This is a genomic window from Clostridium sp. MCC353 (assembly GCF_018785315.1).
Taxonomy (GTDB): domain Bacteria; phylum Bacillota; class Clostridia; order Lachnospirales; family Lachnospiraceae; genus CHH4-2.
The window spans coordinates 40212-66790 of record NZ_WQPN01000033.1 but is presented as its reverse complement, the minus strand read 5'-3'; the positions used below and the strand labels follow the sequence as shown (position 1 = coordinate 66790).

11 protein-coding genes (1 of these 11 only partly in view) are annotated in these 26579 nt (G+C 45.6%); all 11 read left to right on the top strand.

From position 1 onward, the window contains the following. The first annotated feature begins 3 nt into the window (after positions 1 to 3). Positions 4 to 492 carry a cyclic pyranopterin monophosphate synthase MoaC gene (gene moaC, locus GPL15_RS08185; RefSeq protein WP_215697835.1) on the top strand — a complete coding sequence of 163 codons (489 nt, stop codon included), beginning with the start codon at positions 4 to 6 and terminating at the stop codon, positions 490 to 492. Beyond that, positions 485 to 1447: a GTP 3',8-cyclase MoaA gene (moaA, locus tag GPL15_RS08180; protein ID WP_215697831.1), complete on the top strand. Its 963-nt coding sequence runs from the start codon at positions 485 to 487 to the stop codon at positions 1445 to 1447. Before moaC ends, moaA begins: the two co-directional genes overlap by 8 nt. Before the next feature lie 3 nt (positions 1448 to 1450). Next, complete coding sequence (locus tag GPL15_RS08175; protein ID WP_215697828.1) at positions 1451 to 1885, top strand: MOSC domain-containing protein; 435 nt, start codon at positions 1451 to 1453, stop codon at positions 1883 to 1885. Beyond that, positions 1873 to 2361, top strand: a complete 489-nt coding sequence (locus tag GPL15_RS08170) for a MogA/MoaB family molybdenum cofactor biosynthesis protein (RefSeq protein WP_215697826.1) — start codon at positions 1873 to 1875, stop codon at positions 2359 to 2361. Before GPL15_RS08175 ends, GPL15_RS08170 begins: the two co-directional genes overlap by 13 nt. After that, positions 2358 to 3161, top strand: a complete 804-nt coding sequence (gene yqeB / locus GPL15_RS08165) for a selenium-dependent molybdenum cofactor biosynthesis protein YqeB (protein ID WP_215697824.1) — start codon at positions 2358 to 2360, stop codon at positions 3159 to 3161. Before GPL15_RS08170 ends, yqeB begins: the two co-directional genes overlap by 4 nt. A 97-nt stretch (positions 3162 to 3258) precedes the next feature. After that, complete coding sequence (gene modA, locus GPL15_RS08160; protein ID WP_252198200.1) at positions 3259 to 4227, top strand: molybdate ABC transporter substrate-binding protein; 969 nt, start codon at positions 3259 to 3261, stop codon at positions 4225 to 4227. A 280-nt stretch (positions 4228 to 4507) separates the two neighbouring features. Beyond that, positions 4508 to 5170, top strand: a complete 663-nt coding sequence (gene modB / locus GPL15_RS08155; RefSeq protein WP_215697822.1) for a molybdate ABC transporter permease subunit — start codon at positions 4508 to 4510, stop codon at positions 5168 to 5170. A 12-nt stretch (positions 5171 to 5182) separates the two neighbouring features. Next, positions 5183 to 6226, top strand: a complete 1044-nt coding sequence (locus GPL15_RS08150) for an ATP-binding cassette domain-containing protein (RefSeq protein WP_215697820.1) — start codon at positions 5183 to 5185, stop codon at positions 6224 to 6226. Between the two features lie 27 nt (positions 6227 to 6253). Continuing rightward, complete coding sequence (locus GPL15_RS08145) at positions 6254 to 6841, top strand: nucleotidyltransferase family protein (RefSeq protein ID WP_215697818.1); 588 nt, start codon at positions 6254 to 6256, stop codon at positions 6839 to 6841. After that, positions 6828 to 7340 carry a hypothetical protein gene (locus tag GPL15_RS08140; RefSeq protein WP_215697816.1) on the top strand — a complete coding sequence of 171 codons (513 nt, stop codon included), beginning with the start codon at positions 6828 to 6830 and terminating at the stop codon, positions 7338 to 7340. Before GPL15_RS08145 ends, GPL15_RS08140 begins: the two co-directional genes overlap by 14 nt. A 485-nt stretch (positions 7341 to 7825) precedes the next feature. After that, positions 7826 to 26579: the 5' portion of a hypothetical protein gene (locus GPL15_RS08135; RefSeq protein WP_215697814.1), read on the top strand. It continues 17528 nt past the right edge of the window; the window shows 18754 of its 36282 coding nt (coding positions 1-18754); its start codon is at positions 7826 to 7828; its stop codon lies beyond the right edge, outside the window.

Sequence of the window (26579 nt, the reverse complement as noted above, 5' to 3'; positions counted from 1 at the left end):
AACATGGGAGAATTAACACATTTTGATAAAGACGGCAATGCCTGGATGGTGGATGTGGGAGAGAAGGCGGAGACGGAGCGGGTTGCCGTGGCCTGTGGAAAGATCTATGTCAATGAAGAGGTGTTCGAGGCGATCTGCAATAAAACCGCCAAGAAAGGCGACGTGCTGGGAGTGGCCCGGGTGGCCGGCATCATGGGGGCGAAGAGGACATCGGAACTGATTCCCCTCTGCCATATTCTGATGCTGACCAAATGCAGCCTGGAATTTGAACTTCACCGGGAGGAATGTTCCGTGGAGGCGGTGTGCACCGTGAAAACCTTTGGGAAAACAGGGGTTGAGATGGAAGCGCTGACAGGAGTGAATATCGCCCTTTTAACTGTTTACGACATGTGTAAGGCCATGGACCGGGGAATGAGGATCAGCGATGTCTGTCTGCTGAAAAAGGACGGGGGAAAGAGCGGCCTTTATCTGAAAGAGGGAAGCCATGATTGACAAAACGGGAAGAAGGATTGACTATATAAGGATTTCGGTGACGGACCGGTGCAATTTGAGGTGCTGTTACTGTATGCCGGAAGAGGGAACCGAGCTGATCAGCCATGATGAGATCCTGACCTTTGAAGAGATTGAAATGATCTGCCGCTGCGGAGTGGAGTTGGGAATTAAAACAATTAAACTGACTGGCGGGGAGCCGTTAGTGAGGAAAAATCTGCCTTATCTGGCTAAAAGGCTTCATGATCTGCCGGGAATCGAGGATGTGACTATTACGACCAACGGCTGCCTTTTAGAGGAACAGGCCGGGGAATTAAAGGCTGCGGGGATTTCCTGCGTGAATGTGAGTTTGGATACGCTGGACCGGCTGCATTTTGCTGAAATCACCAGAAGGGACAGCTTTGAGCAGGTCATGAAAGGGATTGATGAGGCGGCGGCCTGTGGGCTGAACGTGAAGTTGAACTGTGCGGTGATGGAAGATCTGACGCGGGAGGATGTGCTGGATTTCGCGGCATTTTCGGAGGAAAAACAGATTCCTGTGCGGTTTATCGAGATGATGCCCATCGGGCAGGGCTGCCGGTTCCATGCGATGGACAATGAAGCGCTTCTGGATATTTTAAAGAGCCGTTATCCGGATCTGAGGGAATCAAAACGGATCTGGGGCCATGGCCCGGCCCGTTATTATGAGTTCGGCAGCCGGGGCTGCGCCGGTTTTATCAGCGCGGTCCATCATAAATTCTGTGACAGATGCAACCGTGTGCGTCTGACTTCGGACGGATTTTTGAAGCTGTGCCTGGCATCGGAAGAGGGGATTAATTTAAGGGACCGGATACGCGCCGGTATGAATGATAAGGAATTGACGGAATTGATGAAACAGACCATTGCCCAAAAGCCGGTAAGCCATCATTTTGAAACGGCGGGTTCTGGATCGTTCAATATGAATCAGATAGGAGGATGAGTTATGGGAAAGATCATGGCAATCTGCATCAGTGAAAAAAAGGGCACTCAAAAAAGCAGAATTGAAAAAGCGGTATTCATTACGGATTTTGGAATTGAAAAGGACGCGCACGCGGGGAAATGGCATCGTCAGGTGAGCCTGCTTTCGTATGAAACCATAGAAGCGTTTAAAGCCCGGGGAGCAGAGGTAAAAGACGGGGCGTTCGGGGAAAATCTGGTGGTTTCAGGCATTGACCTGATAAATCTTCCGGTGGGAACTCTGCTTCGAAGCGGGGATGTGCTTTTGGAAGTGACGCAGATTGGAAAGGAATGCCACAGCCACTGTGAGATTTATAAGAAGATGGGGGAATGCATCATGCCCACCAATGGCATTTTCACAAAGGTTCTGCAGGGCGGGACCATAAAGACAGGAGACGAGATTGAGATATGTACCGAGTAGGGATTATTACTTCCAGCGACAAGGGAGCGGCCGGGGAGCGGGAAGATTTAAGCGGACCGGCTATTGAAACTATGCTGCCGGGGGAATTGTACCAGGTGGTCAGTTACCGGGTTTTGGCGGATGAGATGGAGGGGCTGAAGGCGGAGATGATCAGGCTTTCGGATGAGGAGCGCTGTGATTTGATCCTCACCACGGGGGGAACCGGGTTTTCGCCCAGGGATATCACGCCGGAAGCTACGCTGGCAGTCTGTGACCGCATGGCGCCTGGAATTGCGGAGGCCATCCGGTCTTACAGTTTGAGCATAACAAAACGGGCCATGCTGAGCAGGGCGGTCAGCGGAATGAGAGGCAGAACTTTGATTATCAACCTTCCGGGAAGCCCTAAGGCGGTGAAGGAAGCGTTGGGATATATTCTGGATACGCTGCCTCATGGACTTGATATATTAACGGGAAAGGCGGGGGAATGTGCACGATGAAAGTATTGGTGAAGGGGGCCGGGGATCTGGCCAGCGGAATTGGAGCCAGGCTTTACAGGAGCGGGTTTTTGGTTGTGATGACGGATATTGAGGCGCCGACGACTGTGCGGAGGACGGTGGCATTTTCACCGGCTGTCTATCTGGGAAGCATGCAGGTAGAGGATATTACCGGAGTGCTCTGCGGGAATCTGGAGGAAATCGAAGCGGCTCACCGGGAGGGACGGATTGCGGTTTTGGTGGATGAACGGGCTGAAATGGGGCTGAGCTGGAAACCTGATGTGGTGGTGGACGCCATTTTAGCCAAGGTCAATTTGGGAACGAAGATGGCGGACGCCGAAATGGTCATCGGCGTGGGGCCGGGATTTACGGCGGGAGAGGACTGCCACTGCGTGGTGGAGACCAAAAGAGGGCATGACCTGGGCCGCTGTATCTGGAGCGGAAGCGCCATTCCCAATACGGGAGTGCCGGGAATGATCGGCGGATATGACAAGGAACGGATTATCAGAGCCACGGCGGATGGGATTTTTAAGGGAACCGTTTCCATCGGGGATCTGGTGGAAAAAGGGGATCTGGTGGGATATTCCGGGGATTCGCCTGTTTACGCCCAGGTTGGCGGAGTTGTCCGGGGATTATTACAGGACGGAGTGATGGTGAAGACCGGAATGAAGTCCGGGGATGTGGATCCGCGGGGGAATGTGGAGAATTGTTTCAGCATTTCAGATAAGGCTTCGGCGATTGGAGGCGGGGTGCTGGAAGCGATTCTGCATCATTTTTGGTTTGAAAATAAGAAAACACTTTAAAAAGTGTTTTTTTATGATAACGTTATTCTTGAACGAGAATAACGATGCGCTGCCACGAGGGCGTAAAAATGAGAGAAGGAAAAGGAGAGTTAAAATTATGAGAAAAAACAGTTTGGTGAAAAAGGCGGCGGTTATGATGGCAGCTACGATAGCGTCTATGTTAGTGTTAACGGCCTGCGGGAAAACGGGAACTGCGGTGGATGGCGTGGGTAAAACGGAAAGTACCGGAAATGCAGCGTCAGGGGAAAAGAAGGCGGGAGAGGGAAATGAGGCCGATTCTAAGGCGGATTCAAAGTCTGAGACGGAAGAAAATAAGGATAAAGAAGTGGTGAAAGCCTCCGATGAAGGGAAAGATTCGGGGGGAGAGACAAAAATTCTTATTGCGGCGGCGGCCAGCTTGAAGTATTCTTATGATGAAGAATTGATCCCCATGTTTGAAGCGAAATATCCGGGAATTAAGGTGGAAGCGACGTACGACAGTTCGGGAAAACTCCAGACCCAGATTGAGGAAGGGCTGGAAGCGGATGTATTCATGTCGGCAGCTATGAAACAGATGAATGCTTTAAAAGAAGAATCCATGGTTGACGGGGACAGCATTGTGGAGCTGTTAGAGAACAAGATTGTTCTGATCGTACCGGAGGGATCGGATTCAGAAATCACCTCATTTGAGGATATTGTCAATGCCGATTCTATCGCATTGGGCGATCCGGACAGCGTTCCGGCAGGGCAGTATGCGAAGGAGGCATTAACAAGTCTTGGTTTATGGGAGGATGCTGCGGCAAAAGCCAGTTTGGGAACCAATGTGACGGAAGTTTTAAATTGGGTGGCGGAAGGCAGTGCGGACGCAGGGATTGTGTACGCTACGGATGCAGCCACAACGGAACGTGTAAGAGTGGCAGCCGACGCGCCGGAGGGAAGTTTGGCGAAAAAAGTCATTTATCCGGTGGGAGTGGTTTCGGCCTCTGAACATAAAGACGCGGCGGAGAAGTTTGTGAAGTTTCTGCAGACGGATGAGGCGATAGGAGTGTTTGAAAAGTATGGGTTTACGGGGAATTTGGGGGATTAAAAGGCTGTATTAAAAGGCTGCATTAAAAGGCTGTATTAAAATGCTAGGTCATTTACATTAAAAGGCCAGGCCATAAACAGTAAAGGGCTAGGTTATTGACAGCAAAAGGCCAGGCTATAAACAGTAAAGGGCCAGGCCGTTGACAGCAAAAGGCCAGGCTACAAACAGTAAAGGGCCAGGTCGGTGACAGCAAAAGGCCAGGCCATAAACAGCAAGAGGCCAGGCCATTAACAGTAAAGGGCCAAGCCATTAACAGTAAAACGTGAAAGGATTTTCGAAAATGACTTCATGGTTGATTTCAATTAAAACGGCATCGGCGGCAATCTGCATCACCTTCTTTCTGGGAATCGCGGCGGCAAGATTTGTCGTCAACATGAAAAATGAAAACTGGAAAATGTTCCTGGACGGAATCTTAACCCTTCCTCTGGTGCTCCCTCCCACGGTGGCCGGCTTTTTTCTTCTCTATCTGTTCGGTGTTAAGCGCCCTATCGGCCGCTTTTTCATAGAATATTTTGGGATTAAAATCGCCTTTTCCTGGGGAGCTACAGTGCTTGCGGCTGTTTTGATTTCATTTCCCCTCATGTACCGTTCTGCCAGAGGGGCGTTTGAACAGGTGGATGAGAATCTGATTTATGCTGGAAGAACCCTTGGGCTCTCGGAATGGACGATTTTCAGGAAGATCATTATGCCTGCCGCCATGCCGGGCGTGCTGTCCGGCGGGGTGCTGTCATTTACCAGAGGGCTTGGGGAATTTGGCGCCACAGCCATGATTGCGGGAAATATAGCGGGGAAGACCAGAACCCTGCCGCTTGCCATTTATTCGGAAGTTGCGGCAGGAAATATGGACAGGGCGGGAGATTATGTTATAATTATTGTAGTGATGTCCCTGCTGATCGTAGGCTGTATGAATTACTATGTAATAAGAAGAAAGAGATATGAATAAGGGAGAGCCGATATGAGTTTACAGGTGGATTTTGAGAAGAAGCTGAAGGATATCACTCTCCGGATCGCTTTTGAGACCGATGAAAACAGCGGAATCCACGGGATTTTAGGGGCGTCCGGCTGCGGAAAAAGCATGACGTTAAAATGTATTGCCGGAATCCTGACCCCAGACCGGGGGCGGATCGTCTTAAACGGCAGGGTGTTGTTTGATTCGGAAAAGAAGATTAATTTGAGGGTGCAGGACCGGAAAGTGGGCTATTTGTTCCAGAATTACGCCCTGTTTCCTAATATGACGGTGCGGCAGAACGTGGAAATCGGGGCCGCCGGTCATGACAGTGTGAAAAAGAAGGAGAATGCCGGGCGCTGTATGAAGCTTTTGCAGGTGGAGGATCTGGCTGATAATTATCCGGGAAGATTGTCAGGAGGGCAGCAGCAGAGGGCGGCCCTGGCCCGGATATTGGCATCCGAACCGGATGTGCTGATGCTGGATGAACCATTTTCCGCGTTGGATTATTATCTCAAGGAGAGCATACAACTGGATTTGCTGAACATTTTGAAGGAATATGAAGGGGATATTTTGATGGTCACTCACAGCAGGGATGAGATTTACAGGTTCTGCCGGAATATTCACGTGCTGGAGCAGGGGAATATGGTGGTATCCGGGAAGACCAAAGAAGTGTTTGCCAATCCCCAGGTTGTGGCGGCGGCGAAATTGACCGGCTGTAAAAATATCGTGGAGGCAGTCCCCATATCTAACCATGAAGTTGAAGTGCCTTCTTGGGGGACGACGCTGACATTTACGGAAAAGGTTCCAGAAGAAATCGACCATATCGGTATCCGTGCCCATTATTTTCGAAAGAGAACGGCGGATGACAGCGTAAACGTGATACCGTGCAGGGCCAAGCGGCTGTTGGAAGATCCGTTTGAGATGACGGTAATCCTGGACAACGGTATCTGGTGGAAAATCCCGAAAAGGGAATGGAAAGAGCAGTATTTGGAAATGCTGCCCAAGGAACTTGTGGTTCCGGAAGAAAGCATTTTATTTTTGAAAAAATAGGACAAACCACAATCAGAGGAGGAAGGTATGGGGCTCGCATTAGTACTTTTGGCTGCAGGAAGCAGCCGCAGATTTCAGGGAAATAAGCTTTTATATCATTTTTCGGGGAAACCAATGTACAGGCATTTAACAGACCGGCTGGAAGAACTGCCTGCCTCCTCGTTTGAACAAAAGATTGTGGTCACCCAGTATGAGGAAATAGCGGAGGAGTTGGAGAAGAGGGGATTTGAAGCGGTTTATAACTATGATACGGAGCTGGGCATTTCCCACTCCATTCATCTGGCCCTTCCCGCTTTAAAGGATTCTGTGGATGCGGTGTGTTTTGCGGTATGTGACCAGCCTTATCTGACTGGGGAAACTCTGCTGGCCTTTCTCAGGGAATGGCGCAAAAGCGGAAAAGGGATGGGGTGTCTGACCCATCAGGGGGAATTTGGCAATCCGGCTGTATTTTCCATGAAGTACCGGGATGAGTTGATGGATCTGACCGGTGATGTGGGCGGACGCAGGGTGATCAGGAAACATCTGAGTGACCTGTATTTGTATGAGGTAGAGGACGGAAAGGAGCTGGTGGATATTGATATCAGGCTTGGAGGGATGGAAGATGAGACGGTTTAAGAAAAATACAGCGGCCATGATGGGCGCAATTCTTATTATGGTTCTTGGACAGACGACGCTTTCCTATGCAGGAACCTGGGTTCGGGCGGAGGACGGCGGATTCCGCTATGAAACGGAGGATGGAACCTTTGCTTCCGGCTGGCTGATTGATGATGGTAAATGGTATTATTTTGATGAAGAAGGCCGTATGGACACAGGATGGATTATGGATCAGGGCCGCTGGTATTACCTTTCACCCGCTTCAGGAGAATGGATTGTTCCTCCCATCAATGAGAATACCGTAAGCTATCTGTTGGAAAATGCTCTGGCTGACGCTGGTCTTTATCAGGATGAGGAGAATTTGGATACCAGGATTGAATCAATTACAAAAACTACGGTTGTGATAACTGTGGGGAAAATAGACCGGCCAGAAAGTTTTCGTGGATTTGCGCAGTTTAAGGTGGACAGGAAGACACGAAAGGCGGAGGCTGTGTTTGGTGGAACGGATTTGGAATTGTAAACGCATATTATATAGAAGAAACAGCTTCATTGTAAGCGGTAAAAGCTGTTTGAACCTTTCCGAAAGGAGATAGGAAGCGTCCTGAAAAGGATTTTTTTATCTCCTTCCGGAATTTTTTTGCTTTGTGTGTATGGAAGCTTTTTACTCCGATCGTTGGGTGGAGTGATACATATTGTTAAAACTTTGATTATAATCCGAGGGGGCAAAAATGGGCTTATATCGTATAATTAGCCATGTATAACTCAAAATATTAAGGAAAACTTCAAATAAAGTGGTTACAAATTAAAAAAAAATTAAAAAATCTTTCAAAAAGTGTAGACGTATAATTACGAACGAGTTATAATAACGTTAGATCAATTGGAAGAAAATACAATTACATAACAAAGATTTTGGAATTTAACATAGGTATGTTAAATTTTTTTAGCGTTTATAAAAATACTTTTACAAAATATCGTAAAATTACGATAAAACGGAGGGGAACTTTAATGAATGAGTTGAAAACGCGATGGCATGATTATGGAAGGAGATTTATCAGCATGACGCTTGCGCTCTGTATGTTTTTTCAGAGCGCATTTCCGGTAACTGCCTTCGGGGCGGTCAGGGTGCCGGATTCGCAGATCAAGCAGGCCAATAGTGCGGAGAGAGATACGAAGCCTAAAGAGTACCCGATTATGACAACTTCCATGAAGAGGACGAACGGTGGGAGCACAGAGTTTGATCCGGGATTGATGGTGTCGAAAGGTACGGTAGCTCTAAAACGTGGAGAGATCGTAACTACCGAATCAGGTGTTTATGCTACTGGTGACGGAAGCTTTGCACAGATCGGAATTCATTTTGAACTGCCCTATATTTTCAGCACTTTAGATGAAGAAAGCCAGGAAACCCACTATTATTATTCCTACAACGCCGAACCGGAAAAACCGGGGGATGTACTGCTGGGTGGTGTGGAGATGAATATGGCTTCCACAGACCGTTGGAACATCTTTTTCCCGAATCCGGATGAAGCTCTGCAGGAGATAAATCTTCTTGAAGCGGAAACTGAAGGGACATCAGCAGAAGCATTGGATGAGGAAGAAGAGACAGAAGAGACAGAAGATACAGCCGATACAGCTTCCGGCAGCAATGCAAAAAAGGCAAACAAAAAAGCAACGGCTGATAAGGCTACAGGCAGCAATGCTCTGAAAGAACAACTGGAAAGTATCCAGAACAGTATTATGCCGGTGGCGGAAGAAGATTTTGAACATGAAGTACTGGGAGGCATTAAACTCCCTAGATATGATAACTCAGCATGGCCGAGGGAAAACCCGGAGCTGGGGGCCTCGGTTGGATGGTATAGAGGCGCTGTGACAGTATTGGAGAAAGATATCATTACTTCAGGCGTAACGCCTACTTTTATAACATCTTTCCGATTTTGGACTGTACCGGGAGAGAGCCTTCCGGAAGGTGTAGAGGCCAGAGTATTTACCTGGGCCCATTATGACCGGTATGCACCAACGACCAATATATCCAATAGTAATATTTATGCTGATGCTTACCTGCTTGACAGTTGTGTTGCCCCCGGCAACAGACTGGACAGTTCAGAGACTAACAAGCTGAACCTGTTCTATACCAACTTAAACTGGGACAGCAAACTGGATGCAAGGCAGGATGATCCCAGCAGCAACTTTGTTTTAGGCTGGCAGAAATACAACTATGCTTCCTACGATTTTGAAATTTCCAATACATCAGGTATGGTGAAGAATCTGGATGGCACCTGGGATTTTCCGAGAAAAGAAGGAAACAAGATCGATCCCAATGACCTGCCGCCAGACACGGCAGTATTTAAAAAGTTCGATATGGCATTATGGCTGCCTTCCGGCGGCAATGCCAAAACGGATCAGAACCAGCTGATCAAGTGGCTGTGCGATCCGGACGATCCAGACACCTTGCGGAATCCCATGCTCAATGAGACATACTTGGATGGACGCGACAATCTATCGGCAGACCAGACATTTACCGGTGTCTGGGGCGACAATCATTTGAAAAGGTTAAGACCGGATCTGATGGATAAACATGAGCTGGCAGAAGATTATGTTTCCGAATATGATAATCTGGGAGGCGCTTTGATCCTGGATGTTTCCGGAATTTATAATTTAAACGATCCTGACCTGGAGGCTGCTTTCGAAGCCGAGGAAAATCCTTATGCTATTTTGGATGATCCGAGGTTCAGTGCAGGCGGCGAACCTTTAGTAAAGATTGTTCCATATTATATGAATGGTGATACCACCATCCGCATTCATGGAGAAGAGACGTTATATCCTCCGCATATGCAGTATCAGATCGATCATCCGGACGAATTTTTGGTTGAAACTCCTGAGACGGAAACTCTGAATGATGAAGGTGGTTATGATACCGGCGTTATGCTGATTAATGATCTCCCTCCTGAAGAACAGCCGGAGGAAGCTGCGGCTGCGGAAGTGGAGAAGGCAGAGGAAGAAGACAGACCGGTTGAAGGACCTGCTGCCAGGCTGATGGCAGAAGAAGAGGCAGAGGTACAGGAAGCGGACAGCAGCAATGCGTCAGAGTATCCGTCGAAAAAACATTACCGTTTATATGTTCCATATGATAACCAGTTCCCTGCTAAGATGGCAGGCGAGAACTATCAGGCCGATGTTACTGCGGAGACCACGGTAAGCTATGGCAACAATATTTTATGGAATAAGGAAAAGGATACCAGAACTTATTTCCAGGTACAGAATGCAGAAGGGCATGATGGAGAAAAACATCTTGAGACTAAGATGTCGGCTGTGGGACGTCCTCTGGGCTATCAGATAAAGGAAATTAAAACGCCAGATAATGAAAATCATACATCAGTTCCGATTTACAGCCCATATATTCAGGATACCATGCCGGAATATTATGACCTGACACATATCCAGTTTATTATGCCGGGAGATGTGCTGGATGAAAAGGGAATTAATTACTGGCTGGCCACAAAAGATTATCTCCGGGGTGTGGGTATAGACTACCGGGTAGCGTATGTGGAAGGTGATGAAACCTACTACGATGTTCCGAAATACCAAATCCGCGTCATAGATGAAAGTGGGGGAGAATCCTGGTTCAACTTCGCAGAAACAGAGATGGAACGTGAAGTTGCAGTCTATGAAGACGGAAGCAAGGAAACCATCTGGACTCTGAAAGTAGAGAAACAGATGAAAGATTATCTGGAGCAAAACCCGGGTATGACGTTTGGAAGAGATCTGCGCATCAATTTCAAGAGCGTTTTCCTGCCTGGCGATGAGTGCCCAGGCCGTGTGAAAATTACTGGTATTCCGAGAATCAGCGGTAAATTTACCAATTCGGCTGATATCAGATATCCGCGTATGGATTACCAGGAGTTTGGCGATTTGAACACGGATGTGGAAGTTAAAGAATATATCAGCGATAAGAAAGGTTATTTCTATACAAAGAAAGAGTATGAGGTCAATGATAAAACTGCTGAAAGCAATTCTGAAAAGTCAGATGTTTACTTTAAAGCATGGGCTCATACTGAGATTAAAGGTATTGTAAAAGAGGATGATGAAAAGCTGAAAACTCCTATGGATTTGGAGTATGGCAGCTACGTTTACCGTCTGCAGAACCGTACAAGAGGCCGGGCTTACAATACAAAAGTTGAGATTGAAGTGCCTTACAAGACGATCCGGGAAGAAGAAGAGCAGGAAGACGGCACCAAGAAGATGGTGGATAAACCTGGTTTTGTAGCTTCCAAATTCCGTATTCCTAAGGAGATCATGCTCTCCGGAGATATTAAAGATATCATATTTGAGTACGGAGAGACGGAGGAGGGCGATCCAGTTCAAGTCAGCCTTAAAAAAGAGGAGTTAAAGGAATTATTCGGGGTGGATGAAGATGGAAACCTGATAGAGGATGAAATCAATTTAGAGGCCACCTATGAAGAGGAAGACGGGACGGTTGTCGAAGGCTTTTGGGACGGCATTTTACGTAAAATTACGGTTAATTATAATGAAGTCTATGGTGTAGACGAAATTATAGGAGAAGATGCGGTTTCTGACTGGGATGAATTCAATCCTCTGGAAAACGAAGAGGATCAGGATATTCTGGATGAGCGGACGAAAAAAGTAGTTTATCAGCTCTATGGAACCTGTCACAGCCTGCGTGAATGTGAAACAGAAGTAAAATATGATATCACAGGCTACATAAAAGACGACAAGAAAGTGGAGCCAAAACCATATAAAGGATCTGATAAGGCGATCCTCATATTCGAGATGGCTAACCCGACGCTGGAAATCAGCCTTTCCTATGATTATAAAGAACGGACATATGTAAGTAAAAAGGATCCGGATCCGGCAGTGCGTATACAGGAACTGCAGATTCCGTATGACCAGATGTACCGCAATCATGCAAAACTGGGAAATGATTCCTCGGCTGTTATGCCGCTTGGCAAGGTTGAGTTTGAGATCCCGATAACGGATAACAAACAGGAAACAGAGCAGGAAAATCATCGTGGTTTTGTATCAAGGAAATTTATTATTGATGCGGTTGACCGGTTCTATTTAGACCAGGATACCAAGCAGTACGTTAAAGTAACTGATTTTTCAGACCAGGGTGTGTTTGAACATTCTCCGAAAGGAATTATCAGCAAAATCAGTTTTATTGATGCGGATGATGAGGAACACGCAGTCGTTTACCAGACCCATATGAAAGAATATGAGGTGACTGTAGACGGACGCAAGGAAAAAGTGGAGATTCTGGATTGGTCCAATGACCACCAACTGACCCAGTTCTATGATGAAGAATCAGAACAGTACATCATTCCGGAAAAAGCCTGGGCGAAGCCTGAACCTGAATATGGAACACCAATTGAACATCTGGGTAAGATCGTGGTTGAATTTATTAATGTGGACTCCGATCTGAAAGAGGGCACGGATCTTGAAACCGGCGAATTAAGTGACAACAGGATCAATGCAGAATTGTCCGGAAGTTCTAACGTTTATGAACAGGATCTGGATTTATATGGCGTGTTCTCCGCACGTACAGATGATAGTAAAAAAGCTAAGGTTAAAAAAGTGGATTATGATGCGGTCAAGACCTATCTGAATCCGGAACCTGCTATTGATACTTATCTGGAAGTAATGAAGGGGTATGACAAATATTATCCGAATGGAAGCAGTTTGGGCAAGGTATACACGTTAAATGGCTACAGATACCAGGATGGTGATCCGGGAGCAGAAGACGTCTCCTTTACAACCACCATTTTCACGAAGAACGCATCCAGGATGAAACCGTCTGTGCTGACTTTGGATATCATGAACCGATTAAATCCGGATGTCCACAACAGGCCGGAGGGATTCATAACAAGATCAATCGTGATTCCAAAGGAAATCTACAAATATGCTGATATTGAGAAGATCGATATTTATGATGCTGATCCGGTAACGCCGACTTTAATAAAAACTCCGTATACTATCGGTCACTTCCAGAAAACGGCTGAAGAAGACGGTACTTCTACATTTGACCGTTTTGGTGATCCTGTTACGGTCAATAAGGGAACTTTGATGTACGATTCAGAGGGAGAACCGATTTATGAATGGAGCGGTTTAACACCAAATGAAAGTGAGCTGTACGGAGAAGCTTATCCTGAAAACGGCACTTACCTGGAAGATGAGGACATTGTGATCAATGAAGGCATGTGGTTTGACCACGGAATCGCCGTACCTCACCAGGTTGTTATCACCTTCCGCTCGGTTGAAGGGGATACTGAGGAATCAAATATTTTCGTAAGATTGATCGGTGGGGCCAATGTAGGCGGAGACTTTAAGGTGGACAGCGAATTCAGAACAAAAGAAGCGCGCCCGAATACTGAAGATTCCTACTATGGAGAGTGTGAAGACAACCATGTTCTCAGCATTAAGAATGCCAACCTTCTTTATGTAAAACACCAGGCTGCTTATACGGCTAAACAGAAGGATGATAAGGGCGAAGATAAGATTTTGGGTAAGGACGCCATATCTTATTCCGTAAAATCGAATGAGGTGCCCACCATCTTTGCTCCATATAATAACTTCATTAAGAGGTATGAATACTTTGTAGGTCCTTCTTATGATAAGAATGCGGCCGATGTATTTGACCGAAGTCCGCATAATGTGCTGGATGTGCTTCTGGATATTACCCTTCCTGTAGAAAAGAAGAAGGTATTGGATCCGGAGAAGAAAACGGATGGAAATCCAAGAGGCACCGAGGTTGATGAATACCGGGGCTTTATATTCGAAGAACTGAGAATTGATAAAAAAGAGCTGGATAAGACCACGGGTGTATATGAACTGCAGTTTGGTTCGGGAGACAGCGTGTGGACCAATTATAATCAGCCGATTATCAATGATACCCAGATTTTCCGAACGATTCCGGAAAAGAAAGATACCAATGAATATGATATCCGGAAATATATAACAGAAGACGGAGACCTGGTAATTACAAAAGACGATCTGAATGAACTGCTGGTGAAGGACGGCAAGGATCCGATAGAGGCCGTTAAGTTCATCCGCATCAACTTCAACAGCATTAAGCTGAACAACAACATTGCAGACGGCGCCGTAAAAGTTATAGTTAATGGACGAATTAATGAGTATACGCAGGACACTGTTTCTTCAGGTGCTACAGGTGAAACACCTAATTATAACCTGTCCAACAACACCGGAATTTTTGCAAAGGGATATTTCTTCCGGCGTAAAGGTTATAACTATATGCTGAAAACGGATATACCTGAGGTTCTGTGGGAGAAAACCTATTTCAGAGACAGAATTGTGATCCAGCGGCCGCGTATGCAGGTAGATGCTTATTCCAAGTTCCAGGATAGACAAAAATACATCACTCAGGATACCATACAGACCCCGGACAGCTTTAACGGCGATTACATGAGACGCTGGGTATATGAAAATAGTTCTGGAAATTCAGAGTATTATTATGGGGACTATAGGGGGTACAATGCAGCGGATAACTATTTGTGGGCTCCGATGGGCAATACCCTGGATTTGGAAAAATACGACAGATACCAGCACCGGTTTGAGTTTGAATTCGGTAATTTCCAACAGACGGAAGAAAAGCATTATTACACTTCCAGAAATATTGCCGCATATGATAATGTTTCCGACATGCCTCATCCGGTATTTACGGTAGACATTGATGTGGATAAGGACAAAAAAGGATTCCTTACCAGCATTGTGCACATTGACAATTTATTAGCCTATGGAGAGAAACCGGTACTCACCCTGTATGATGTGAACGGGGAAGAAAAGGTTTACGATACCGAACAATTGGAAGCTATGATTGTGGAGAAGGACGGTGTCAAAGGTGCCGATATTGAAATAGACAAAGATTTCATATTGAAGAAAGCTGAAGTTGTCTATGATAATTATGAAGGAAATAATGTCACCTATAACCTGAAGCGGAATAAGATGATCTTCTACGGTATGCTGACCACATATGATGGGGAAGGCAAGAACGGAGCGGATTCTGAGGCTGAAGGAATTGTAGCTTATGGAACAATGAAAACGGAAGATTACGATCCGAAATCCATCGTTGTACAGAATGCTTACGCAAAGCGTCAGGCACGCTTCACCCAGGCGCCTTCCAAACCTGAATTATCACTCTATGTGAAGGGCAACACGCTGGAGAAGGATAAACAATCCATACATGACAAACGCTGGGTTCTGGATTCACGTGGAAACCGTGTGTATAACCAGTATGGTATCGGTGTGGCCAACAGTTCAATTGACGCCGAGGGTACCTATTTCCAGGCGGTAATTGGAAACAACAGTCCATCTCATATCTATAACGGAAATCTTGTGGTGGATCTTCCAATAAGCCGGGATATGGACGGTAATGTCAAGGGATATGAGCTGACTAAGATTGAATCCGATGTTTCCTGGATCACCATGACTACCCATAAGTATATGGACGAGAACGGTCAGCTGATTGAGGAACAGGGGCTTGATGCAGTAACCTTGTATCAGTTTGACAGCGAAGATTACTATACCATCAAGGATGAAGAACTGAAGAAGTACATAACAGACGGAAAATTATCCATTCCTTCTGAAGTATGGATTGAACAGGGAATTACAAAGCCATCCAAAGTTGTATTTAAAGTGGATTTCTACCGCGCGAATACCAAATACCAGTGGGTGAACAAATACGGCATGAGAGGACTTGACACCACTGGATCAGCGCCGGACAACATCAGTAATGTATACTTCTACGGACGTCCTACCGGATATGTCTTCACAGAACATCCTGGTGAGGCAGAAGATGATAAAACGTCTTACAGTTTGGATACCAGAGAACTGAAGGCTAAGATTAAGTGGCAGGATACTCATGAAATCAAGAATTCTGAGGATGGTAATCCGAAACCGGTTATAGCGTCTGATGCGAGGGAGGCAGCGCTCAAAATTGAGCCTCCGGCTCCGGCAGAAGATGTTCTGGCAATCGGAAGCTACCGGTCTCATGAGGCCGGACGCCATGGTGCTGATTATGCATTGGAAGGCGGTTCTCAAACCGGTATCGGAGCGATTTCGAGAGTTCCATATGAATCCAATACATACCGCATGAGCCTGATGAATGTTAACCGGAAAGACTCTATCAGGGTTGGTGATATGGGCAGTGCTTATCCAACCTATGAGACCCCATATAAGAATGTCTATATGAGTGAACCTGTTCTGGATGTCACCTTAGACTTGAGCAGGGATAAGGATGAAGAAATCGGCGGATATGTGCTTCAGGAAATTCGGGCGGACTCTGTGTTTATGGAGAATATCAGGGATCGTTGGAATAAGAATGAATATTCTCTGGAAAGCGTTACCCTGTATGACTTTACCTACGATCCGAAAGTAGATAAGGAGCCGGGACCGGATAAAGTTTATGTGATTGAAGAAGATGAGCTGCAATCCTATATTAAAAACGGAACCTTATCTATTCCGGCTAAGGCCTGGAATGATCAGTTCTCTGCCTCTGGCGGTAAGGTGAAGAATCCGGTCAGAGTTGTGATCAAAGCAGGATCTTATAAGTGTACCACCGCCATTAATGTCCTGGATAACACCAAAGGAAGTATCCGGTTTGTAGGTTATCCTGATAATTACCTGTATGAGGAGGTTGGAGAAAACAACTTTACAGCGGTCCGTTACCTGAAGGCCCATGGTACATGGAAGGATGCGTATGAAGAGCGGTCGGCCAAACTGGCTTCTGCTAAATTGTCACCGGCATCGGTAGAATCTGATTATACCACCGGTTCCATCAGCGCTTACCTCCATCTTCATGCCAGCGATCCTTATACGAACGCAGTTGCATGGAGCGGAAGCAATCATTCCACTGACAAGGATCAGTACGGTAATGTGACCCGCTGGGTTGCTACTACAGTTGGAGCCAAGAATACCAAGTTCTGCATCGATGTGGGAAATGAAAGCAGGTCAAAGATTCAGGACGGAGGAAGAATACAGATTAATCTGCCGATAACCTATTCTTCAGACGAGAAGAAGGTAAGCGGGTACACTGCCAACTCCATCTCTTTAAATGCCGCATTCTTAAACAATATCGGTTTCGAAGAGACGGAAACGGGAAAGAAATATAAGATTCGTTCCATCAGGATTGAAGACATCTCTTATGATAAGAATAATCCGGATTACGCGGACGCATTTGTAGAACTTAATGATTACGATGTGATCAGCAGCCTGTTTAAAAACGGACAGTTTGTTTGGAACAGGATTGATGATAAGAAGGATTCCGATAATGGATACTTCCTATACGATACACACCATAAGGTTAAAGATGTTAAGACCATTATCATTGAAGTAGATGAATATCAGAGAAATACGGCTAATGATAATATCACTGCAATTTACAGTAACGGTTTTGATGGTGAGAGCTGTCAGACCCAATACATAAGTAATTCAACCTTGTATAAGCCGTACTACGTTCTGGACTGGAACGGCACGATCTGGTCCCAGAAAGAACCTCTCCCAGGCGTTAACGGTGTTGCTCCAAACAACTTAGGTATGATCACCGTGGGAGGTACTCCGACCGGTTATGTATATACTAAGACCACGGAACCTGACGGTACTAATAAGTATACGCCGAGCAATCAGTTGAAAGTTACTACAAGCTTCCAGGATCTTTGGGAAAGTGATGTGAAAGGTTCCCCGCATAAGGGAAGCAAAGAGGCGGATTACGGATGGGCAAGGATGGATGTGGTTTCATCCGCACCTACCATTGCGGCTGTGGCTTATCACGATGATACTCACTATGCCAATGATAAGGTTCACAGCAAAGATAAGACCATTGAAAGCGCCATCGGTGCTAAGAAGTCCAGATATCAGCTCACTTTAGGCAATGACAGTGCGGCTACCATCTTTGAAGGACGTCTTACTGCAATTATGCCTACTTCCATTACGCTCAAGGGAGGACCGGAAACAAATGGAGGCTTTATCCTCAGCAAGATTACTTCCGATAAAGAATTCCTGAAAAACATCGGCCAGAGGGATGAAGAGAAAAATCTTTTGTGGCAGGATTATTACTATACCGGTATCAGAAAGATCCGTTTTATAGAGCGTGATAAGACGCCGGAGGACGAAGAAGACGATATCAAATATGTAGAATACCTGTTTGAAGATCCAATCGACACCGCTTCTATGTCTGATGCGGAACGGGAAGAAGCAGAAGAAGAGAATGCGAAGCGGAAAAAAGCCAATAAAGTAATCTGGGAATTCATAAAAGACGAAACTTTGGAAATCCCGGATACAGCATGGAAAGAACTGATTCCGGATGTAGGAACCGTAGAAATTACAGTCGATGAGTACGGACCAAACGGTAACTACAAGGTGGCCAATACGACACCGACTAACCTTTCCAAGCTGCAGTTCTGGGGAAGCCCGGACGGATACCTCTATTACCTGACAGACGGTAAAGATGAAAACGGACAGGATATTAAGATCTATAATAAGAATACGAACTTAAAGATTAACGCGGCTTGGGCGGACGCCTATGAGCTGGAAGCCAATCCGAAATCCGAAACAGCGAAGAAGGAAGACTATTCTGTCTTGAAACTTCAGAAGTCTGAACCTTATATGTATGTACGGGCATGGGATACCCAGCGAGGCAGCGCCTATGAGACAACGAACTACTATAATACGGATACAGCGGTGAGCACCAGCATGGGTGCTAAACAGACGTTCTATGAACTGCTTCTGAGAAATAAGAGCATCGGCGCGGTAGCTGGCGGGCAGGTAGTGATCGACATTCCTGTATCCGAAACACCGGAAATTAGAGATATCAACGGTCATGTTACGATTGAAAAGGGTACGATTCAGGGATATGCGGCAGATGCCATCACCTCTTATCAGCCTAAGAGCGGTGCGGTCAGCAACTTCATTCCATATATCACCTCAGATGTTCAGGTGAAGGAACTGGATGAAGAAGGCGAACCGGTTATCGTGATTAAAAAGCAGATCAATCTGAAACGGATCGAGATCCGCGATTACCGTGTTAAGGACGTACAGCAGTATAACAGCCAGGGACAGGTAACCAGTGAATACCAGACTGCATTGGATCAGGGACTGATCGTAGTATTTGACAATACGGACGGCCTGCTGGATCATAAAGACAGCGAGTTAGATTTTACTTCAGAACTTGCAGATATTAAACTGAAAAATCTGATTAAAACCACTGTCACAGGAGTGAAATACCTGGATATTCCGAAAGCAGCATGGAATGACGGCAATGATAGAAATAACAGCCGCAATGTTCTCTACCCTGCCAAAGTGATCATAGATATGAAGAACTATGAAGGCAAGCCGAGAACGGAAGACAATGAAAACGTCAGAGACTCTGCATTGTTTGTGAAAGGAATTCCGAACGGATATATGTTTGATGCAGATGATGATGTTCTGAAGGTTAACAGGAATTTGAAGCTGAATGCAAGCTTTGAAGATACCTATGAATCGGAGATCAACCTGTATGATCTTTCCATAACCAATCCGTCGGCAACGAATGAGCAGAAAGAGGCAGCAAAGCACAGAAGAACTGGTTTTGCAACTCTGGCAATTGCACCGTCTGATCCTCAGATGCTGATACAGGCATGGGATACCCAGCGGGGTTCTGACTATGAGAAATCCGGTTATAACAGCACAAATGTGGTGGAAACCAGCCTGGATGCGGAACAAACTTTCTATGAACTTGTTTTACGGAACCAGAGTATAGGAAAAGTGAGTGGCGGAGAGATTGTGATTGATGTACCTCTTTCCACAACGCCTGAGATCAAGGATCTGGATGGACGTATTGCAATTAAAGAGAACGAAATACAGGGTTATGCGGTGGAATCCATCGGTTCCTATCATCCTGAGAACGGGGCTGTCAATAACTTTATTCCTTATATCACCAGAGATGTGGAGGTTATAGCAACTGACTCCAACGGCACTCCAGTGACTGTAACGAAAAAAGAAATCGGACTGGAAAGAATTGAAATCCGGGATTACCGGGTGAAAGACGTCAAACAGTACGGTGACGACGGCAAAGAGACAGAGGAATACAAGAAGGCATTGGATCAGGGATTGATCGTGGTATTTGACGATACCGACGGCCTGCTAGACCATCATGACAGCGGGAAGAATATCACAAAGGAAAGTATTGATATTAAACTGGCAGATTTGATAAAGACCACTGCCGCAGGTGTTAAATATCTGGATATTCCCGATGTCGCCTGGAACGACCGGAACGACTTAAACAGCAGCCGTAACGTATCCTATCCATCCAAAGTGATTGTAAGCCTGAGAGAATATGAAGGCAAAAATTCACCGGGTGACTACAACTATTCCAGGGATTCTGTCCTGTATGTCAAAGGTACGCCTAATGGCTATCTGTTTGAATCGGATGGTGAAAACCTGAGGATGAACCGGGATCTGAAACTGAGAGCCAGCTTTGAAGATAAGTATGAGACGAATATAAATCTTTATACCCAGTCTCTGACCAATCCTGATGCAACAGCAGCGGAGAAAGAGGGCGTCCGCTACAGACGTAATGGATTCGCAACGCTTAGAGCGGTTCCTTCTGATCCTAAGGCATTAGTTCAGGCTTGGGATACTGCCAGAAAAGCCGGGCCAAACGGTGGATATAACGATGCAATCAGCATAGTGGAAACCGGTCTGGATGCAAAATATACGTTCTACGAAGTGCTTTTAAGAAATCAGAGCATAGGTAACGTAAAGAACGGCGAAACCATTATCGATATCCCATTAACTACAACTCCGGAAATCAAAGATCAGGCAGGACGTGTGCTGATTGAGAGAGGTACAATACAGGGATATCAGGTTTCAAACTTCAGTTCTGTCAATCCGCAGACGAAGGCTATAAGCAACTTCATCAGCCGTATTACATCCAATGTAGTGATTGAATCACGGGATGACGATGGTAATCTGGTGAAGAAGGTGAAATCCAAGATCGGCCTGGAACGGGTGGAGATCCGGGATTTCAGAGCAAAAGATATAAGCAGATTTGACGGAAATGGAATTGAAACCAAAGAATATCTGGAAGCAGTGGATAAAGGTTTGATTATGGTCATTAATGATACCGATGGATTGATAGACCATAAGGATACGCCGGTTAACTTTGAAGAAAGAGATATCCATATTAAACTGGCAGATTTGATAAAAACTACTGCAACAGGCGTGAAATATCTGGATATTCCAGAGACCGTGTGGGATGACCAGCGGTATTTGGATAAAGAGCGCAATATTATTTATCCGGCCAAGATTATTATTGAAACGGTCAAATATGATGGGAAGAATACAAAGACTGAGGCTGCAAATTATCGGGATTCCGCATTGTTCGTTAAAGGAATACCGAATGGATACCTGTATGAACCGGATGGAGAAAATTACCTGAAGGCAAACCGGGATCTGAAATTGAAAGCCAGCTTTGAGGACACCTATGAGACCAATATGAGACTGTATGAACTGTTGATATTGAATCCAGAAGCTGACGCAGAAACTAAGGAGAGCATACGCTATCGCAGCAATGGAGCCGGTACACTCAGAATACTGCCCGCCAAGCCATACATGCTGATGGAAGGACATAACAATGTAGATAACTACAATTATGTTCAAAATTCAAAGGTATACATAGGCAAGGACAACGATTACCGGGCGACCATAGGAAATGACAGCCCAAGCTATATGCGGGGAGGCGAATTTGTATTTGATCTTCCTTTAGGACAGATACCGGATGAGGTAACGGCTACCGGCTTCAGACTGGAGCATATGGTATCAGATCCCAACTTTGTAAAACAGATCACCCATGACAGGATTGTTCCTGACCTTGACGAAGAAGGAAATTACAAATTTGATAATGACGGTAATATGATTTACCGAATTGAACAAGTGATCGATATCCAGACGATCGATATTTATGACTATCGGGCTCCGGAAATCGCCCAGGCATATGCGTTATGGACTCCTGGTGAGGAGAATGGCTGGGACAGCATTAATAAGAAGATAATTAAATATAAGTCAGACGGAAGCCTGACTGATATCTTCAAGATGCTGGTGTTCAATGGTATGGTAGTTTCTTACTCCGATAAGGAGGGACTTGCAGACTTTGTTTACGACAAGACCTTGGAAGAGATCATTGCTGAACAGAGAAAAGCTTACGTGGAAAGCATGCCTGGATTGAGTGATGAGGATAAGGAATATGCAGCGGAACAATTTGTAGATGCCAATGCCGAATTCATTATCAGCGATTTCATTCAGAAAAATGACGCAGGCGAATTGATTCTTGATATACCGAGAGCTGCATGGGGAAGAGGAATATCCCAGCAGAAGGTTGAGACAGCTTCTGATTCCAACGCAGCCAGAGCAGAGCAGGAGGAAGTTGAAACTGAGTACCAGGATAGAAAGAAATACGTAGATAATGTAGGCAAGATTGTTATTGAAGTAGGCCGTTATAATGAAAACACCTATTATAATGATAACCTGGCGCCTGGTATCACTCAGAGATATTCCAACCGCAGTCTCATGTATTTCCAGGGTAATCCTAATGGATTCCTGTATGAATATGAACAGAGTGGTGAGAACTGGAAACCGTTGTATAAAGAAGCGCTGCCTTCCGATGGTAAGTTGAAGGACGTCGCGGAACAGGCGATGGTGAAAGGGGATTGGTCTAATCCGTTAAGCCTTATGGATCTTTCCTATCTGGAGAAATTGAGCACTGGTGTCATGAATCTGGCCCGGTCAGGACCATCCAATCCGATTGTTGACGGATTGGCGGTTAAGGACAACAGCCGACGGCCGTCCGGTGATCCGGCCCGCCTGTATGACGGCGCGAAAACAACGCTGACCATATCCAATGACCAGAAACAGGGGCTCAGTTACCAATACCGGCTGGGTAACACCAGTGAGAGTATTATGTCCAGGCCAACCTTTACAGTAACCCTTCCGATCAATACCAATGTGGAGGGAGACAACGCTACTAAGACGGCAGTAGAAGCCGGAAGAGGATTCCACCTGAATACGATCCGGATAGATAAGAAGCTTTTCTACAGCCCCAACATGTTCTACGGCGTTAAGGTGCTGAATGAGGCCGACAGAAACTATAATAACTTAACGGAGATCAGACAGATCAGACTGATCGACCGGAATAACACTATGGTTGATGAAAAGACTGGTGAGAAGCGTCCGCTGGAATACACCATCAGCCAACAGGATATTATGGCCGCAATGCTTGCGTACCATAATGAGAAATACGGAATATCCACTGCAAGCAATGCAATTCCGAATCAACCGTCTATCGGAAATGATGCGATGACGAATTCTGACCGGAAGCAGCATGGAAAGATGTATGTGGATGAAAACGGCGACCTGATGATTCCGAGAAGCGTTTGGTATAATTCTCAGAAAACCGATCTGGAAGGCAATCCGGTGGATGACACCTGCTGGATTGACGACGATGGCTATTTATATATGGAAAATAGAGATTGGTATGGGGAGTTAGACGGAACCTACAGGAAACTGGGTACAAAGATTGATTTCAGGGAATATAAATCCGAGTGGGATTATGTCTATGTGGATCAAAATAAGGAACAAATTGTGGAAGCTGCAGATGTTCTTGTGAAACCACAGACTGCTACTATCACAGATGCCACAAAAGGAGGACGGTTAAAGAAAGTAATTTACTACGCTTATCCGGATGAAGACCAGGTAAAAGATGTTTATCAGGTTATCATCGAATTTAACTCCTTTGATAACAGCGTTATCGGCAGTGATAGAGGAATTCTCCAGTTCTATGGTAATATTGACCGCTATGCGGATGACATTACCAGACAGGATTATTGGAATGTAACCAATATCAATAACAAGATGACTGCTCCGGCCACCTTTATCGATCATCCGGCAGGAATGCCTGATGTGAACCTGAATCAAGATTCCAGCAGTCCGACCTTTATCATCAAAGAATCCAGACCGGTTGTTCATGCTGATTTGAAATTCTACGAACGTGATATCTATACTAAGGACCACAGTTCTTTATGGACTGGTACTTGGGTAGGCAATTCACTGGTACCGATTAATAAAAATGAGAAATGGACGGTTATTCCGTACGGACGCGAGTTCCAGGTAATTTACCGCCTGACAAACGACAGTATTTCGTCCAGCGAGAACTTCCATTTCGAATTTGTTCCGCAGATTACTCCGAAGACGGAAGTAGGAACTGTAGATAAGATACTGAATGCGGTTACCGGATCTGAACCGGATACTACAGAGGACAACAGAGGTTTCCACACTCTGGATGTGATTCTGAGAAAAGAACTGTTGGATAAGGCGATCTTTGAACGGGTAGTAATTTATGATAAGGATGATCCTGAGAAGTTTATTATTATCCGCAATGCTCATAACAATGCAGGAGAAGACCAGTATCCGAAAGGTGAATATCCATATGCTTCTATGTCGGATGGACTGGAAGATATGCCGATGCCGCCAGTGGATTTTGGCAATCTGTTTGATGACGATGGATTCTCCGCAGGAGTTCCGACACCGGCACGCTGGATTGTAGAATATCACGGTAACACATTTACCGGAGACAATTGGAACGATAAAGATAAGGAAATAAAAGAAGGTGAGCAGGCCGGTGAAGAAAATGATCCGGCAGACGAAGAAAAAGATTTAAGAATTAAGACCCTGCATCCTGTAACAGAAGAAGATGCAAAAACCTATAAGAACAGCAATCCTTATTCCGTAGCAGAAGGTGTTTATGAGCTGCGGGAAGGCGATGTGGTGATTCCTAGAGATGTCATTGTTAAATGGGGTGAAATCCAGAACGTTGGACGGATAACCATTGAAGGAACCAGCTTTAAGCCGATGAGGAATCCGGATGGTGACTTGAATAAACGGGATGAATCCGGCAGTATCGGTTCCCTGCCGACTGTAGACAAAGAAAGCGATGTGGATCCGAACCAGGCAGTGATCTTTGTGGGTATGTCAGATACGAACCTGGAATATGCTGATGCGAAGAGCATAACAAGTACCTGGGGTTACTTCAGAAACTTCCTGTATGGACGGGATTACAACCAGACATATGGAACACCTGATATTTCAGATCCTGATACGAAGATCGAAAAGGACAAAGACAATGTGAAGCTGGAACGGGAAGACGATGATACGACCCATATCTTCACGCCGAAACTGTTCTTTGACAGCAAGATCAGCGCAGTATTCAAAGACAGCGATGATCCGTCCCTCAGATTTGATGATGAAACGGTCTCCGATGTTTGGGGAACCAGACGTCTGGTGAGAGATGATCGGCTGTATCAGCATCCGGCTTGTCTTGCAAGGGACTATGGTTTATCTTCCCGTTATGACGAACCGCCATCTGAGGCCAGAAATGATTATGGTTATAATTATAACGGCCAGAGTTTCCCTGTAAATACTGGTGGAAGCAGCTCGGACCATGGTTATAACATTGGAGGACTGCGCGATAACCTGACAGCAGGCAGTGCAGCTACGGATAATCAGAATAACGGTTACAGAAGATATGACCATTTCTATCAGGATAACAATGTAATGACAGTAGGCTATAAAGCAGTAGCCAGCTATACAGTGGACTTCCAGCAATGGGCGCGGACTTCCTGGGATACGAACAGTACGAATTATGCTACACCGATTCCTTATGCTACGACGGGAAGCAGTAATTACTCCTATCAGGATATAGAAAAAATTAATTATCTGCGCGGACTACATACAGATAATACGGCAGTACAGCCACAGGATCTGAGCGCAGCAGCGGATATTACCATGAAGATTGATCTTCCTGTAGACGGCTTTGACGCTTATTACGTAAAATTACGTCCTGCACTGCGGCCGTTTGTCAACAGTGTAACAGTGGAATATGTGACCTATGACGGCGGAGCTGCATTTGATGATCTGGTTATTAATGCAAGAGATACCAATGTCAGTGAGACTACAGGCGGATGGCGTGGAAACGCGGCCAATGCCAATGCATCCGATTATCTGAAATCGGAGACATCCTTCCACAAGGGATTTGTACCGGATCAGTTTGATACAACCGGTAAGAAGGTTGTATCCGGCGACAATAAGATCATGGATAACTCAGGTAAGCTGATAGACTACGCGTTGATGACAAAATCTTCAGAAAGCTATCTGACTGAGGATATGGCAAAAGACGGAAACGGCACTATGTGGTGGAGAATCGGTTTAGCCGATACCAACCGTTATAACTTTAAAGACGATATAGACCTTTCCACTATGTCGGATGCCCTTCCGGGTGATGATTATAATCCACAGCAGACGGAATTTGGTTATGACCATGCGACTCCGTATTACAGGCCGCCGTCAATTAATGTAACCAAGGGAGATATTAAATCTGTAACCATCCACATGAGCATCAACCAGGATCCGGCAGCGTTAAACAGCTCCGATCAGTGGCAGAGACTTCTGGCTGATGAAGGAACCTGGTATGAAGAATGGATCGATTCCCAGGCGGCCAGAGATGATCTGGATGCAACCTGGTGGAAGACCATGGGACAGAACAGCTATGAAGCTTCTAATTATAATGATATACATCCTGGTAAGATTAATCTCAACTCCAAGGTGAAGCAGGATACCAGACATTCTATAGAGATCACGGGACGAGTGATTAAACTGGGACAGCAGGAAGCGAATTTAACCACTTCCATTGAGCTGGGCAAACAGTTTG